Annotated in this window: 14 protein-coding genes and 1 pseudogene; 3 read left to right on the top strand and 12 right to left on the bottom strand. The window is 49.4% G+C overall.

What is annotated here, in order from left to right; translation table 11 throughout:
• Positions 1 to 4: 4 nt before the first annotated feature.
• Complete coding sequence (locus V5G20_RS12880) at positions 5 to 1,225, top strand: IS256 family transposase (RefSeq protein WP_025845625.1); 1,221 nt, start codon at positions 5 to 7, stop codon at positions 1,223 to 1,225.
• A 348-nt stretch (positions 1,226 to 1,573) separates the two neighbouring features.
• Here the strand turns inward: V5G20_RS12880 and V5G20_RS12875 are convergent.
• From V5G20_RS12875 to yneA, 4 genes and pseudogenes are all read right to left on the bottom strand, one after another.
• Positions 1,574 to 3,820 (bottom strand): annotated as a pseudogene (locus V5G20_RS12875) (HelD family protein).
• 203 nt (positions 3,821 to 4,023) lie between these two features.
• A complete protein-coding gene (gene crcB, locus V5G20_RS12870) occupies positions 4,024 to 4,392 on the bottom strand; it encodes a fluoride efflux transporter CrcB (RefSeq protein WP_003385733.1) in 369 nt (122 codons plus the stop codon).
• Between the two features lie 92 nt (positions 4,393 to 4,484).
• Complete coding sequence (locus tag V5G20_RS12865) at positions 4,485 to 4,682, bottom strand: DUF896 domain-containing protein (protein WP_003385734.1); 198 nt, start codon at positions 4,680 to 4,682, stop codon at positions 4,485 to 4,487.
• 80 nt (positions 4,683 to 4,762) lie between these two features.
• Positions 4,763 to 5,119 carry a cell division suppressor protein YneA gene (gene yneA, locus V5G20_RS12860; RefSeq protein ID WP_003385735.1) on the bottom strand — a complete coding sequence of 119 codons (357 nt, stop codon included), beginning with the start codon at positions 5,117 to 5,119 and terminating at the stop codon, positions 4,763 to 4,765.
• 156 nt (positions 5,120 to 5,275) lie between these two features.
• Between yneA and lexA the strand changes: the two genes are divergently transcribed.
• Positions 5,276 to 5,899: a transcriptional repressor LexA gene (gene lexA / locus V5G20_RS12855; RefSeq protein ID WP_003385736.1), complete on the top strand. Its 624-nt coding sequence runs from the start codon at positions 5,276 to 5,278 to the stop codon at positions 5,897 to 5,899.
• A gap of 186 nt (positions 5,900 to 6,085) precedes the next feature.
• On the opposite strand, the gene V5G20_RS12850 is transcribed toward lexA, so the two are convergent.
• Positions 6,086 to 6,571 (bottom strand): DUF456 domain-containing protein, encoded by a 486-nt coding sequence (locus tag V5G20_RS12850; protein WP_003385737.1) that lies wholly within the window; start codon positions 6,569 to 6,571, stop codon positions 6,086 to 6,088.
• Between the two features lie 207 nt (positions 6,572 to 6,778).
• Here V5G20_RS12850 and V5G20_RS12845 point away from each other — a divergent pair, with 207 nt between their 5' ends.
• Positions 6,779 to 7,372 (top strand): DUF4269 domain-containing protein, encoded by a 594-nt coding sequence (locus tag V5G20_RS12845; RefSeq protein WP_227277613.1) that lies wholly within the window; start codon positions 6,779 to 6,781, stop codon positions 7,370 to 7,372.
• An 813-nt stretch (positions 7,373 to 8,185) separates the two neighbouring features.
• Here V5G20_RS12845 and glnA read toward each other — a convergent pair.
• The 7 genes from glnA to hfq form a co-directional block, all read right to left on the bottom strand.
• Positions 8,186 to 9,520 carry a type I glutamate--ammonia ligase gene (glnA, locus tag V5G20_RS12840; protein WP_003385739.1) on the bottom strand — a complete coding sequence of 445 codons (1,335 nt, stop codon included), beginning with the start codon at positions 9,518 to 9,520 and terminating at the stop codon, positions 8,186 to 8,188.
• 31 nt (positions 9,521 to 9,551) lie between these two features.
• The gene (locus V5G20_RS12835; protein WP_003385740.1) at positions 9,552 to 9,962 is read right to left on the bottom strand and encodes a MerR family transcriptional regulator; all 411 of its coding nucleotides are present in this window, start codon (positions 9,960 to 9,962) and stop codon (positions 9,552 to 9,554) included.
• 158 nt (positions 9,963 to 10,120) lie between these two features.
• Positions 10,121 to 11,401 carry an aminotransferase class I/II-fold pyridoxal phosphate-dependent enzyme gene (locus V5G20_RS12830; protein ID WP_003385741.1) on the bottom strand — a complete coding sequence of 427 codons (1,281 nt, stop codon included), beginning with the start codon at positions 11,399 to 11,401 and terminating at the stop codon, positions 10,121 to 10,123.
• A 7-nt stretch (positions 11,402 to 11,408) separates the two neighbouring features.
• Positions 11,409 to 12,737: a GTPase HflX gene (gene hflX, locus V5G20_RS12825; protein ID WP_051567364.1), complete on the bottom strand. Its 1,329-nt coding sequence runs from the start codon at positions 12,735 to 12,737 to the stop codon at positions 11,409 to 11,411.
• Between the two features lie 13 nt (positions 12,738 to 12,750).
• Positions 12,751 to 13,671, bottom strand: a complete 921-nt coding sequence (locus V5G20_RS12820; RefSeq protein WP_051567368.1) for an AAA family ATPase — start codon at positions 13,669 to 13,671, stop codon at positions 12,751 to 12,753.
• 225 nt (positions 13,672 to 13,896) lie between these two features.
• Entirely contained in the window at positions 13,897 to 14,685 is a 789-nt protein-coding gene (locus tag V5G20_RS12815) for a DUF4184 family protein (RefSeq protein ID WP_003385746.1), read from the bottom strand.
• A 144-nt stretch (positions 14,686 to 14,829) separates the two neighbouring features.
• A complete protein-coding gene (hfq, locus tag V5G20_RS12810) occupies positions 14,830 to 15,072 on the bottom strand; it encodes an RNA chaperone Hfq (RefSeq protein WP_003385747.1) in 243 nt (80 codons plus the stop codon).
• Positions 15,073 to 15,086: the final 14 nt, after the last annotated feature.

Raw genomic sequence — 15,086 nt, 5'->3', positions numbered from 1 at the left:
ACCTATGGCGAGATTTAGTAAGGAACAAGTGAAGGCGTTTGTGAAGGAAAACAACCTCAAGACGATGGACGATGTGCAGTCGGCACTGAAGGAACTGTTTGCAGAAACGCTGCAGTCGATGCTAGAGGCGGAGCTTGACACGGAACTCGGCTATGAAAAGCACGATGTGAAGCGAAAGAAAACAACAAACAGCCGTAACGGGAAGACAAAGAAGACGGTGACAAGCGAATACGGCGAGGTGGAGATCGCGGTGCCACGTGACCGTAATGGCGAATTTGAGCCCGTTATCGTGAAAAAGCATCAGTCTACCGTTACCGGCATTGAGGACCAAATTATCGCCATGTATGCCAAAGGTGTCAGCACACGGGATATTCAGGACCATCTGAACCATCTGTATGGAATTGACGTTTCTCCTACCATGATCTCCAATGTGACGAATAAGATCGTGCCACTCATCAAAGAATGGCAGAACCGACCGCTACAAAGCATCTATGCGGTTGTATTTATGGACGCCATTCACTACAAAGTCAAGCAAGACGGTGCTATTGTGAACAAAGCGGCTTATATGGTCATTGGCATTGATTTGGACGGCAACAAGGACGTATTAGGCATGTGGATTGGAGAGAATGAATCCTCAAAGTTCTGGCTGAGCGTACTGAACGACTTACGGAACCGTGGGGTTCAGGACATTCTCATCACCTGCGTGGATAACCTAACGGGCTTCTCTCAGGCCATCTCTGCCTGCTATCCGAATACGGAGATCCAAAAGTGCATCATTCATCAAATCCGCAACTCGACCCGTTATGTTTCTTACAAGGATCTTAAGAAAGTGACGGCGGATTTAAAGCCAATCTACAAAGCGGCAACAGAAGAGGCTGCCTTACTGGAATTGGATCGTTTTGAGGAAACATGGGGTAACAAATATCCCCTCATCGTTCGCTCTTGGCGTACCAACTGGGACGAGCTAGCTACTTTTTTCAAGTATCCACCAGAGATTCGTAAATTGATCTATACGACCAATATGATTGAGAGTTACCATCGGCAACTCCGAAAGGTGACGAAGGGCAAGAGCATTTTCCCCACCGATGAAGCCCTGCTCAAAATGCTCTATTTGGCTACCATGGACGTCACCAGGAAGTGGACTGGACGAGTGCAGAACTGGGGGCAAATGCTCCTCCAGCTCTCCGTTTTCTTCCCGGATCGGATCGGCCAATACTTACGCTAGTTTTTTATTCCAAAAGGGTTTACACAAAATACTGGACAGACCCGATCAAAACACCTTCGGTATTTTCATCAAATTATTAAACAAACTCCCTCTGCTGTTCGTTCAGCGAGGGAGTTTGTCTGCAACCTGAAGAGACATCTTGTCGATGTCTCTTTTTTGTAATGGACTCTATACAATTGTTGCAAAACTCTATTTGGGTCTAGAGCTCTTTTTTGTTCCAGGGCCTTTCCCATCTTTCGGAGTTCTCGTTTTCGCTGCAGGACCTTATTTCGTTACCAAAGTCTCTTGTTCGTTGCAAGCCGTTATTTTCGTTACAAAGCCTTCTTCTTTATTGCAAGACTTTTTTCTTTACAAAGATCTCTTCTCGTACAACTCAGGTGGCACGTCAGCAAAGAGCGGACTCATCCTGTCTTCCTGATGAATCATGAAAAGCCGATGTACGGGTCTGGTCATGGCTACATACAGGAGCTTTGTATCCCACTTATTGTCCAAGTACTCCTCGATATTCAACAAGATGACCACATCAAATTGCAGCCCCTTGGTCAAATAAGCTGGCATTACTACGACACCGCCCGGGAATTGGGTATCCTTGCTTCCCAGCAGCTTCAGTCCTTCGATGGAGGCCTTCAATGACTTGTATGCTTTTTTGCTGGCCTCGGCTGTTTTGGCTACGATCGCGATGGATTGAAAGCCCTCTTGCCGATAATCATTTACAAGCTGGACCAGATTTTTAACCGGCAGTTCTTTCCCGTCCCATGATGCCAACAAAGGCTTTTCCCCATGCCGCAATACCGGTTTGGCCATAATCGTCTCCGGCAGGTTTATCTTTCGCAGTACCTCGTTGGCACATTTCATAATTTCGATTGTGGAACGGTAGCTCTGCGCGAGTGTGTAGTAAACCCCCCGCGGCTGCTGAAAAACTCCCTCCAACAGTTCTTCCCACGATTGCAATCCCCTGTATGCATGGATGCCCTGCGCGATATCTCCCACTACCGTCAAAGAATGTCTCTTTGTCACAAGCCCGATCACCGCAATTTCCAACGCACTGAGATCCTGTGCTTCATCAACGACACTGTGGTCAAAGTGATCGGCCTGCTCCAATCCTTCGATCAGATGCCGCAGATAGATCAGCGGCGCAACGTCTTCTGGCTCGATCCGCTCCGCTTCGAATATCTCTGCAGACGACCGGCAAATATCCTCGATATCCTCGCCATTGACTTCCCCTTTTGTCAGCTCTTTCAATAAAGCTGTGTCGGTCAACATTTCGCGGTACGACGAGAAGACATCCAGTTCAGGAAAAATGGAAAAGTATTTGTCCAGAAGCTGATCAATCATTTTCTCATATTTAGCCAACGCTTGCTTATCCAGATCAATTCGCTTCTCTCGCAGATGGGCGAACAACTGTTTATTGATGTCCTGCTTAACGTGCTTTCGAACGGCTTCCATTCGCCGACGATATGGCAGATGGGCATATTGTTCGGCAAAAAGCTGACGGATGGTCTCACCCGGAATCGTAAAAACATGTTTGGTTCTGTTGTAGACAAAGCTTAATTTTTTGTAGGCTACCCTGTTTTCCGCTACAAACAGCAAATATTGCTGGAGTACATCCCGGAAAGCGAGCGAGCCCTTGAACCGAAGACGATGCAGCACCGTCCGACGCTCGGCATCGCTCTGTCCTTGTTCAAAGAACAACTGAAGGGGCTTGTGCGGGTCCAGAATCCGCCAGCCTTTTGGAAGGATGGACTTGACCAGCTTGGAAGCCCAATCCAGGAATGTCGCCTGCTGAACGTCATCCACTCCCAATTCGGGAAGAACCTCTGAAATGTACGTAAGGAACAACCGGTTTGGTGCAAAAACCATAAACCTCTTTGACATCATCGAGTCCTGATAATTGTAGATCAAATAGGAGAGCCGGTGCAGCGCAATCGTCGTCTTGCCGCTTCCGGCCACCCCTTGAACGACAACCGGGCGATCCTTGTCTGCTCAAATAATGTCATTCTGCTCCGACTGGATCGTCGCTACGATATCCTTCAATCTGCTGTCGTTCGTCTGATTCAGGTTGGCTGCCAGGAACTCATCGATGTACCCTTCCTGCAAAAATTCATCCGGATGGCCAACTTCGCGATGAATCGTCTCTTTGAGCGCTCCATCGTATATCCCTGTAATCTTCCCGTCCTCAATGGCAAAATTTCGCTTCAGGCGGACTTCGCCTCGCACAATCTCCCTGCCGCTGCGGAAGTACGCATCCTTGCTCTCGCCGCTGTAATATAAACTGGCAATGGGAGCACGCCAGTCAACGACAATTGAATCGAATGTGTCGCTCCGAACGATGCCCCTCTTTCCTATGTATACGCTGTCCAACTCGTATGTCTCGTCTTTCAGGAAGTCCACTCGTCCAAAATACGGCTTTTCCAGTCCTTGGTCCTCAAGGTAGCGAAGCTCTTTTCCTTTTTTGTAGTTGACGACCTGTTTCACATAATCGTCCGTAATCTCTTTAACCTCTTTCCGAAGAGTGTCCACTTCCTTTTGGATAATAGAGCGTGTTTCATCGAGTCTCTTCTGTTCATGCTCGTAGTCCGGGTGCTGTACAGTCATTTATATCCTCCTTTCCAAATTGTCAGGTTCAGCATCGCAAGGAGAAGTCCGGTTTTATTTCCACATGGTTTCCGGGCACGGGCTCTTCTTTGTTTCCTCGTAGCCTTCCAATGCCCTCTTCTTTGATTTGATGTTGCTTCCGGATTGGCTCTCTTTTGTTCTCGTTGACGCCTGCCCGTCTTATCCCGCTATATCTTGCCTGTTTACCACACTTGTCTGCCGATCCAGATCCCTGAACCGCAAGCAAGAAGGCCGGCCAAAACACTGGCGCCTGCATAGAACAGCCCTCTGCCGATCTGCCCATCTCCGATGAAGCTTACCACCTCAAGCGAAAAGGTAGAGAACGTAGTAAATCCCCCCATCAGCCCGGTTGTAAACAGAAGGTACATCTCCAAAGACATCAATCCTTTTTCCTTTCCCCACGCATAGAGCAGTCCGATGAGAAAAGAACCGGAGACATTGGCCAGCCATGTCCCTGCCGGCAATCCGGGTTGGTTCATTGCGAGACCGAGACCATAGCGTAGCAATGAACCGACGGCTCCTCCTACGGCAACAGCCAGCCATGCCATCATGGCAATCCCCCCTTCTCTCCTTTTTTGTATGGAACAAAAAGACATCCTGGCAAAAAGCATGGATGTCTTCTTTTTATGTCAAATGGTGCGTTTTAGTGTTTGGGGTTGTTATCCTCGAGGTCTTCCACGTAGCGGATCGATTCGAGATTGGAGCGAAGCGACATTTTCACAGCATCAATGTATTTTTGCCGCAGTTTTTTCTGTTCCTGTTTTTCCTCTTCAGTCAACCCGGCTTCACGAGATTTTTTGGCCAACTCGTTGATCCGTTTGATTTCCGCGTCTGATACCAAAGCCGTTTCCCCTCGCTTTCAATGAATGCCGCTCTATTATATCACATCTCGGCAACGAAGCAAGGGAAAGCTGCAGCTTGTCAATTCCCGACAGGAATTTGAATCGATTGGCCTGGATAAATAATGGCACTTTCCAGCTTGTTCAATTTTTGAATCGCATATACCATATCGCGAACATCCATTTTCGGGTCACTCTTGTAGGTGACCGCCAGCTCCCACAAGCTGTCTCCCGGTTGGACGACGATTTCCTTTACTGGTTGGATCATTTGAGCTTGTTGTACCGTATGATCCCCAGAAGCGAACACTAGTTCTGTCAAAGTGTAAAAAAAGAGAGTGAAAGCGGCAAAAAACAGAATGGCCTGTCCACGCGTAATGCCAAAACGAGCAGTTTTTCTTTCTTCTTTGGCGAAGCGATTAGATACAGTCATTGTACTCATTATTTCATCCCCCTGCAAACGTACGTTCTATCTTCTTGTTCTCATCATAATGCGAACACTTGTTCATGTCAAGAAAAAAACGAACTTATGTTTGTCGAACGCAGGATCCCATGGTATAATATAGAAAACATGTTCGAGAAGATAGAGGTGTGGTCTATGTCCAAGCTATCCAATAGACAGCAAGCCATCATCGATTTCATCCGCAAAGAAGTAAGGGACAAGGGTTATCCCCCATCTGTCCGTGAAATCGGGGAGGCTGTCGGTCTGGCATCCAGTTCAACTGTTCACGGCCATCTGGCCAGGTTGGAAAAAAAGGGGCTCATCCGCCGCGATCCTACCAAGCCCCGCGCGATTGAGCTGCTGAAAGAAGAGGAGCGCTTTCAAGACGACTTTGACGTATCTGTTGTACGCGTACCGGTGATCGGAAAGGTGACTGCGGGTCAGCCGATCACTGCTGTCGAGCAGGTGGAGGATTACTTCCCACTCCCTGACAGCATCGTGACATCGGACAAGGTGTACATGCTGCGCGTGTCCGGAGACAGTATGATCGAGGCTGGCATCCTGGATGGAGACTACGTGATCGTTCGCCAGCAGAATGTGGCCAATAACGGTGATATCGTCGTCGCCATGACTGAAGAGGACGAGGCAACCGTGAAGCGTTTCTTCAAGGAAAAGAACCATTTCCGGCTGCAGCCTGAAAACGCGACATTGGAGCCGATTATTCTGGATTCTGTAACGATTCTGGGGAAAGTGATTGGCGTGTACCGCTTGATTCACTAGAATAAGAGATTTCGTTGCTTGGATGAGCCATGCCTTATGGCGGACTCTTTGAAAAACGCAAATCGACTACGACAAGCTTTCCTTTTCCACCCTGACAGCAAAAAAGGCGTTCGCGATTGCCTCGCGGACGCCTCTTCTTTTCATTCCCTTCGATTCTTTGATCGGTCCTTCTCCTACGAATCCCACTTACAGTGCGACAAAGAACCAGATGATCATCACTACCTGAAGAACAACTTTTACGACCACACTGCCCAAAAAACCGATGAGCGAACCCACTCCCGCTTTAACAGCCCGTTCAAACGGCTGCTTTTGGATCAGCATTTCCACCAGAACGACCAGCACGAACGGCATGATCAGCATGCCAAATGGGGGGAACAAAATCACCCCGAGCAAAATCCCCAGTGCAGCTGCCCACGATGACGCTTTGGAGCCCCCGTACTTCTTGACAAAGTACATGTTGGTGAGTAAATCCGCACCGTAGAGAAGAACACTTAAGACCGCCATTCCCCACCAGAAGGAGGCCGGAAGTCCGGCACCCGGATCAGCAATAAAAAAGTGATACAGCAAGAATCCGCCCCACAATAAAATCGTATCAGGAATGACCGGCAAAAAGATTCCGGCAATACTGAGGATAAACAAGGCCGCTATCACGATCCACAACAAGATCTCCATCCATTGACACTCCCTTCTGTATAGGGTATACGATAAAGTGCGGTTTTCGTTTCCATCGACTCGCTACATTTTGACAGAAACCTGTATATACTCGGTTCTTCTGCGAGTCGTAAAGCCAAACGTCGAATCGGAACATAGATGGTCTCGTCCCTCATTGTTCCCCTGCAGAGTTGCAAATAAAAGAAAGATAATCTGAAAGGACAGAAAATGGCTATGCATTCTCAAACGAAGCGAGATTGGTTTGACCCTTCCTACCTGAAAAAAGGAACCCCTCGGCAGCGGGAAGCCTGGGCAGTCCTCGACAGCTTGGGAATCTTTGATGGGCTCAAAGAGTATCAACCGGTTCTGTGCGGAACGATCCCCCTCGATATTGATGTTGAGGACAGCGATCTTGATTTGATCTGTACGACAGCCGACCTGGATCGGTTTGGCCATGTGTTGAAAGAAAAATACGGGCATTTGGACCGTTTCACACAAGACCGCCGAGAAATCCGCAACATCCCTACGGCGACTGCTTCCTTTTGGTATCGCGGTTTTCAATTGGAGTGTTTTGCTCAACCGATTCCTGTCACAGAGCAAAACGCCTACCGGCATATGATGATCGAAGCACGGCTGCTCCAGCTGTCTGGGCAAGAAGCAGCAAAAGAGATTCGGGCTTTGAAAGAACGGGGGCTGAAAACGGAGCCTGCTTTCGCTCTGTATTACGGGATTGTCGGAGATGATCCTTATCAGGCTTTACTTGAATTGGAAAGATATTCGAATGAACAGCTTAAGCAAGTGATGGCAAATAAACCGACCTAAACGCCGGCCGTAAACCGGAAATACGAATAATGGTAAACTCAGACAACTTGTGTGTCCTTATGCGGGCATAAAATTAAGATGACTTCTGGATACTTCGGAAGTCATCTTTTTTGGATTGCTAGATTTGTCGTTTTACCTTTTATTGGTTAGATTTCAGTTGAAGACGGCAAATCATGATTTTTTTTTAAGAGACTGATATAAAATGTACACGAATCCAACATAAATGGGAAGCCAAACGGGTTCAAAGAATCCTGGAACTCGATAATCAGTAATTACAATTTTGTTTGGCCCAAAATCCAATTGTTGAATTAGATCTGAGATCATAAAAATAAAAACCCAAATCATCATCATTGTCGACAACACAATGGAAATCGCAATTTTTTTAATAATATCACCTCGTTATTATCAATAATCATTTCTTAAACGGACTTCAGAAAAGAAATGATCATTTTTGTAAAAACCCGAGTTAGTGTGCATACGCTGGATTAAGTCCGCATTTCATTAAACCCAACCATCAAATAATATGTTAATAATTTTTTATTTAACCATTAATATACACATCTGTAAACATATTTTAGGTATTTTGTTCTAAATTTTGCATTGTAAAGGGGGTTAATCTTTATTAGCAGCATCCCATCCAACTTTAGTCAAATAAATTCATAAAAAAAGCCTTAAAGTTAATAGGAAAGCAAGTTTCCCATCTACTTTAAGGCGTATCTAACTTATAAAGCTGAAACCTAGTTAAAATTAAACTAAACAAGTTTTGTTTCTTTTTAGGGTCCAAAGAAATACAAGTACTCTTTCCCCTAAATATTAATACGTATTCATATACTGCTCGCGCTCCCACTCCGTTACACGGGTGCGGAACATATCCCACTCGATTTCCTTCGCGTCAACGAAGTGCATCAGTGCGTGTTCGCCAAGCGCTTCGCAGATGACCGGATCGGCCTTCAGGCATTCGATCGCGTCCTTCAAGGTAGCCGGCAAGCTGGCGATGCCCGCTGCTTCACGCTCAGCCTCGTTCATGATGTAGATATTGCGATCGACAGCCGGCGGCAGCTCAAGCTTGTTCTTGATTCCGTCAAGACCTGCTTTCAGCATCACGGCGAGAGCCAGATATGGGTTGGCGGCAGGGTCCGGGTTGCGAACCTCAATCCGGGTGCTCATACCGCGAGATGCCGGAATCCGTACAAGCGGAGAGCGGTTTTTCGCCGACCATGCTACATAGCAAGGAGCTTCATAGCCCGGTACGAGGCGCTTGTAGGAGTTCACCAGCGGATTGGTGATGGCGGCAAAACCGCGGGCGTGCTTCAGAATACCGGCCAAGTATTGCTTCGCCGTTTTGCTCAGGCCGAGGGTATCCTTGTCGTCAAAAAATGCGTTTTTCTCCCCGATGAAGAGAGACTGGTGGGTGTGCATGCCGGAGCCGGCGACACCATACATCGGCTTGGGCATGAACGTTGCGTGCAATCCGTGCTTGCGTGCGATCGTTTTCACCACCAGTTTAAACGTGAGAATCTGGTCCGCAGCTTGGATGGCATCTGCGTATTTGAAGTCGACTTCGTGTTGGCCAGGCGCAGTTTCGTGATGGGATGCTTCCACCTCAAATCCCATTCTCTCCAGCGTGAGAACGATGTCACGGCGGCAGTTTTCACCCAGATCGAGCGGAGCGAAATCAAAGTATCCGCCCTGGTCGTTCAAATCCAAGGTCGGCTCGCCTTTGTCATCCATCTTGAACAGGAAGAACTCCGGCTCCGGTCCGACGTTGAAGTTCGTGTAGCCCATCTCTTCGGCTTCTTTCAGCGCCCGTTTCAAGATGTAGCGAGGGTCCCCTTCAAACGGAGTTCCATCTGGATTGTAAATGTCACAGATCAGGCGAGCGACATTTCCATGCTCATTCCCCCACGGGAAAATGACCCATGTATCGAGATCCGGCACCAGATACATGTCGGATTCCTCGATGCGGACAAAGCCTTCGATCGAAGAACCGTCGAACATCATCTTGTTGTCCAGAGCTTTGGGCAATTGGGAGATCGGAATCTCGACGTTTTTAATGATCCCCATCAGATCAGTGAACTGCAGGCGAATGTAGTTTACATTCTCTTCTTTGGCCAAACGAAAGATGTCTTCTTTGGTGTACTTGCTCACGTTTCTCTCCTCCTATAGTCGTATGCATGTATCAGTGGAAGAAGCGGGAAAGCTCTCCACGTATCAACGCATGCTCGCTTGGGCGATTTGCGTTGCTGAAAAATATTTGTTGTTTGAGGAGCTGATGAAGCTCTTGCTCGGTAAGTTCCTTCCGCTTGGCCTCCGAACTGACGGTAATTTCCGTCTGCTCCGGAACAGGGTCTTGCAGCTGAAGCACCTGTTTGATTCCGGCAATGTTCAGTCCTTTTTCAATCAAGGCCTTCACTTCCAGCAAGCGGTCGACATCATTAAAAGAAAAAAGCCGCTGCTTTCCTTCTGTACGTGCAGGCTGTATCAGTCCGTTCTGCTCATAGTAACGGATCTGCCGCGCAGTCAGATCAGTCAGCTTCATGACGATACCAATGGGAAACAGCGCCATGTTTCGACGAAGGTCATCACTCATGACTTGTCCCTCCTTTGAAATCATTCCTTGCTTGCTATTGTATGATTCAAAAGCAACTCTGTCAACGGATGTCAGAAAAGATTACACAAAAAGTAATAAAAAAGCGACAAGCCGCTGTTTGTGCTTATCGCCTCATAAACAACTCCGATTGATCTTTGCTAGTCTCTTCCGGGAATATCGAGCAAGCCCTTTTCCAGCAGGCCGTCAAGCGCTGTCAGGATGCCCACCTTCACATGGGAGTACGTAAGTCCGCCCTGCACAAACCCGAGGTAAGGGGGACGAATCGGTCCGTCTGCAGAAAACTCGATACTGGCTCCCTGAATAAACGTCCCGGCCGCCATAATGACCGGATCGGCATAGCCCGGCATCTCACTGGGGTAAGGCGTAACATGGGAATCGACAGGCGCTGCCTTCTGGATTCCCTGACAGAAAGCAATCAGCCGTTCGGCACTCCCAAACTCGACAGACTGGATCAAATCCGTACGAGGATCGTTCCATAGCGGGTTCGTCCGAAAGCCCAGGCGCTCAAGCAAAGCCGAGGAAAAGACCGCGCCCTTCAACGCCTCGCCTACCACGTGCGGCGCGAGGAAGAAGCCTTGGAACATTTCCAGCAGGGAGTACAGCGATGCCCCTCCTTCGGCTCCAATCCCGGGGGCCGCCATGCGGTAGGAAGCTCTCTTGACCAATTCCTTCTTGCCGACGATATAGCCGCCGGTTTTGACCAAGCCGCCTCCGGGGTTCTTGATCAGCGAGCCTGCCATGATGTCTGCTCCGACCTGGAGCGGCTCCAGCTCCTCCGTGAATTCCCCATAGCAATTGTCCACGAAGACGATCAGTTCGGGATTGATCTCTTTGACAAACTGAATCATCTCTTTCAGCTTGGCAATCGTAAAGGACGGACGGTCTGCGTAGCCGCGAGATCTCTGGATACCGATTACCTTTGTTTTCGGAGTGATGGCTGCCGCTACTGCGGGAAAGTCGATCTCTCCGGTAGGAGCAAGCGGCACATACTGGTACCCGATGCCGTACTCCCTTAGCGAGCCTTGCCCCTCTCCGCGGACGCCCACCACTTCCTCCAGCGTATCGTATGGCTTTCCGGTAATGTAAAGAAGGTCGTCACCGGGGCGCAGCAAACCAAAAAGAGAAATAGCGATCGCATGTGTCCCAGAAATGATATGAGGGCGTACAAGCGCATCCTCTCCACCGAACACATCCGCATAAATCGACTCCAGCGCCGCCCGACCGGAATCATCGTATCCATACCCGGTCGAGGGCGCAAAATGAAATTCATTCACTTCATGCTTTTGAAAGGAACGCAGCACTTTCAACTGATTATAGTCGACCAGGGCAGCGATCTCTTGATGCCGCCCTGTGATCATTTGTTCTACTTCTTCTACGATGGGGCGCAGACGCTCCCCGTGGGCAAATAAGGAAAACATGTGCTACTTACCAACTCTCTTCTTCAGTCTCTGGTTTTTCCAGGAGAAAAGGAGCAATCCTTCCGTAGATGGGATGATCTCTGTTCACTCTGACAGAAATCCGATAGGAGGAATCCGCTTCGTCAAATTCCTGTTCCATCTCTACCCCTTCCCTGTGCAAAAGCGACAGGATGTCGCCGCGCTCTGCCGGGACGATCAAGGTATAGCGATCAAACGAGGAGTAGACGTAGCCTTCAATCCGCTTAAGCAATTCGGCGCGGTCCTCCTGCCGAATTGCCGAGATCAAAATCGAGTCTTCCACCTTCGGCAGGTATGTTCCCTCCATAATCAAATCCGCTTTGTTGTAGACAACGAGCTGCGGGATGTCATCTGCTTTCAGCTCCCGCAGAATGCGATATACGACCTCCATATGAATCTCCAGGTCAGGATGATGCGCGTCGACCACATGCAGGATCAGATCCGCTTCTTTCACACCTTCCAGCGTAGAACGAAAAGCAGCAACAAGGGAAGTCGGCAAATCCTGGATGAAACCGACCGTATCAGTCAGGAGCACCTCAAGCCCGCTCGGCAAGGTAAGCTGGCGGGTAGTCGGGTCCAATGTCGCGAACAGCTTGTCTTCTTGGAGCGTTTCCGCCGAAGTCAGTTGGTTCAACAGCGTCGATTTGCCCGCATTTGTATAGCCGACCAATGCGATTTGAAACACATTGTTCTTTTTGCGGCGCTCCCGATGCAATTGACGGGTGCGAACCAGCTCTGACAGCTGCTGCTTCAGCTCGCTGATTCGCCGCCTGATGTGCCTGCGGTCGCTTTCCAGCTTGGTTTCCCCAGGGCCGCGCGTACCGATACCGCCGCCAAGGCGGGAAAGCTGCTTGCCTTGACCGGCAAGGCGCGGCAGCAGGTAATTGTACTGTGCCAGCTCCACCTGGATTTTCCCTTCCCGCGAGTGCGCTCTCCCGGCAAAAATATCGAGAATCAACTGCGTCCGGTCAATCACCTTGCAGTCAAACGCGGTATCGAGGTTGCGCGTTTGGCTGGGTGAAAGCTCGTCATTGAAAATGATGACATCCACGTCCAGCTCTTCCGCACGATGAGCGATTTCCTGTATTTTTCCGCTTCCCAAATACCAGGCGTTGTCAATGCGTTCGCGATTCTGCGTGATGACATCCAGCACCTCTACATCGGCAGTCCTGGCGAGCTCATGCAGCTCCTCCATCGACAAGCGGGAGCGTTCCATATCGCGATTATCCAAAAAACAGCCAACTAAAATGGCTGTTTCCTTCGTCTTGATTCCACCTTCCAAGGAATCACGTCCTTTCTTTCCCCTATCATACCACATTTTACTCCTGCCGCTAGGAAGCGGACCAGACAAAATCCTCCGGCAACAACGTCATGACGTCATCCTTGGTCGGCTCTGCCACCGTCATCAGGCGGACAGCCTGCTTGCGGATCGCCTGCTCGATGGCATTGCGTACATACCGGGCGTTGCTAAAATTGGTTTCAAAAAGGTCGAGGCGAATGCGGTTCAAGTGCAGCCTCAATTTTTCCCTGGCGCCTGTAGAAAGCCTGTATTCTTTTCCCTCGACCATTGTCTCGGCAATTTTAATCAGTTCGTCTACGGTATAATCGGCAAATTGTAGCTGAATGGGGTACCGGGAGGGCAGACCGGGGTTCAGCTCCAAAAAGGCATCCATCTCGTCTGTGTAGCCTGCCAGTATACAGATGAAATCGTTGCTGTAATCCTCCAGTGCCTTCGTGAGACAATCAATGGCCTCTTTGCCGAAATCCTTTTCTCCGCCTCGCGCGAGCGAATACGCTTCATCGATAAAAAGGATACCGCCGATCGCTTTTTTGACGAGCTCTCTCGTCTTTTGCGCCGTGTGCCCGATAAACTCCCCGACCAGGTCGGCGCGTTCTACTTCGATCAAATGTCCTTTGCTCAATATCCCCATTTCCCGGAAGATTTTGCCGAATATACGGGCGACGGTCGTCTTTCCGGTGCCAGGGTTCCCTTTGAATACCATGTGATACACTTGTTTTTCCAGCTTCAGGCCGTGTCTTTCCCGCTCCTTGTTGATCCGAAGCAGCGCGTGAATCTCGTACATCAGCTTTTTGGCTTCCTGCAAGCCGATCAGTTTTTCCAGTTCATCGAATGCAGCGGCCACATTGCCGGGTGCAGTCGTTCGTACCTTCTCGGACAGTGTTTCCGGTAATTTGACCCGTTCCGGCTGGCGAAACACCACCTGTATCCGGTGGGGAGCCTTCTCTGCCATCGTATCAGCCGGCGGTTGATTGCCCGACGGTTTCACAAGCCATCACCTGCCTCTTGGTCATACCTTAGTATACTCACCTGCCCGGAAAACCTGCCCATTTTTTGTCTCCGATCTTGTGCTCGATGCTCCAGAAGTTGTTCTTTGCCTTAGATGCGGTCTTTACTGCGGTCTTTACTGCGGTCTTCACGCCGCTGCAACCCCCAGCCTTCTCCCGGTGTAAGGCAATTACCTTCCCGGGACCCGTCGCCATCGCAAGTAACAGGAAACAGCAGCCAATCCTGCCATGCATCCCGACAAAAAGGGAACAACAGCACGAAGCGGCCGCAAGTGGGGAAACAACCCGTCAATCGCATAAAGGTATGCGCCCGCAGCAAGCAGGCCAAACCCGGCAACCCCCAGCCAGAAAGACCATTTTTCCCGGCAAGAAAGCTGTCTGCTATCCTTGGAAGCCGCCTGCGGCTTCAGCTCGGCCCGACGCAACCCATGCCTTGCTTCCCTTGCTATCACGAGCCCTATGCAGAGCAACCCGCCCATTGTACTGCCGTGCTGCAAAAACTTGTACACGGGGATGGCCATTCCAGCCAGCTCCACTTTTTCCTGCAAGAGCTGCAACCGACTTACCATGAATGCCCCGTCATGGGTAAAAGCATCCCAGAAAATATGGGTTACGCTCCCCAGGACAGCAGAGCAGCAAAAGACGAGAAAAGAACGCAGCGTGGTAAGGCGCCTGGGCGACTCGGCACAGTGCTGCAGTCCGCGGTCAAAGGGTGCTGGCAAATGCTCGATCATCGCTCTTTTCACAATGCCGTGAAAAAGAAGGGCCAATAAAAACGTCATCGGCAAATCAAACAGAAACAGTCCTGCCAGCGTATGGCTCATCGAGCTGTATGCTTGCAAACGCAAAAAATACTCGAAATCCGGGGCCATGCTTCCAAAAACAAGCGCAGTAAAAGAAAACCAGCGAACCCGCCGCAATGGCAAGACGATTGCTGGATGGGCAAAAGTAAAAGGCATTGTCCTCTCCCGTTTACATAAGAAAAGTTATGTATACTATCCTGCTATTTTGTCAGCTATATTCTCTTCGTGCGGATTGATTGCGTTGTCATACCAGATAAAAAAGCCCGGATGGCTAAGATCCCGGCTTCGTTGTTGTGACGCTTATGCTTGTTGATTGTTGTCCTGAGACATGAGCGACACGGGACGCTGTGGAGTGAAGGTGGAAATGGCATGCTTATAGACCAGTTGCTGCTTCCCTTCACTGTCAATGACAATCGTGAAATTGTCAAACGCTCTGATGTAACCGCGCAATTGAAAACCGTTTACCAGGTAGATGGTGACCGCGATGTTTTCCTTCCGCAAGTGGTTCAGGAACGTATCTTGAATGTTGATCGTCTGTTTCATTGGTCATTACCCCC

Source organism: Brevibacillus borstelensis (genome assembly GCF_036700025.1).
GTDB classification, from domain to species: Bacteria; Bacillota; Bacilli; order Brevibacillales; family Brevibacillaceae; genus Brevibacillus; species Brevibacillus borstelensis.
This window is presented reverse-complemented; position numbering and strand designations above follow the sequence as displayed.

Excerpts from the sequence above, each read along its gene's own strand:
- V5G20_RS12880 (WP_025845625.1), top strand. The coding sequence starts at position 5 with ATGGCGAGATTTAGTAAGGAACAAGTGAAGGCGTTTGTGAAGGAAAAC.
- crcB (WP_003385733.1), bottom strand. The coding sequence starts at position 4,392 with ATGATGGCATGGCTGGCTGTTGCCGTAGGAGGAGCCGTCGGTTCATTG.
- yneA (WP_003385735.1), bottom strand. The coding sequence starts at position 5,119 with ATGAGTACAATGACTGTATCTAATCGCTTCGCCAAAGAAGAAAGAAAA.
- lexA (WP_003385736.1), top strand. The coding sequence starts at position 5,276 with ATGTCCAAGCTATCCAATAGACAGCAAGCCATCATCGATTTCATCCGC.
- V5G20_RS12850 (WP_003385737.1), bottom strand. The coding sequence starts at position 6,571 with ATGGAGATCTTGTTGTGGATCGTGATAGCGGCCTTGTTTATCCTCAGT.
- V5G20_RS12845 (WP_227277613.1), top strand. The coding sequence starts at position 6,779 with ATGGCTATGCATTCTCAAACGAAGCGAGATTGGTTTGACCCTTCCTAC.
- V5G20_RS12835 (WP_003385740.1), bottom strand. The coding sequence starts at position 9,962 with ATGAGTGATGACCTTCGTCGAAACATGGCGCTGTTTCCCATTGGTATC.
- V5G20_RS12830 (WP_003385741.1), bottom strand. The coding sequence starts at position 11,401 with ATGTTTTCCTTATTTGCCCACGGGGAGCGTCTGCGCCCCATCGTAGAA.
- hflX (WP_051567364.1), bottom strand. The coding sequence starts at position 12,737 with ATGTGGTATGATAGGGGAAAGAAAGGACGTGATTCCTTGGAAGGTGGA.
- V5G20_RS12820 (WP_051567368.1), bottom strand. The coding sequence starts at position 13,671 with ATGGCAGAGAAGGCTCCCCACCGGATACAGGTGGTGTTTCGCCAGCCG.
- V5G20_RS12815 (WP_003385746.1), bottom strand. The coding sequence starts at position 14,685 with ATGCCTTTTACTTTTGCCCATCCAGCAATCGTCTTGCCATTGCGGCGG.
- hfq (WP_003385747.1), bottom strand. The coding sequence starts at position 15,072 with ATGAAACAGACGATCAACATTCAAGATACGTTCCTGAACCACTTGCGG.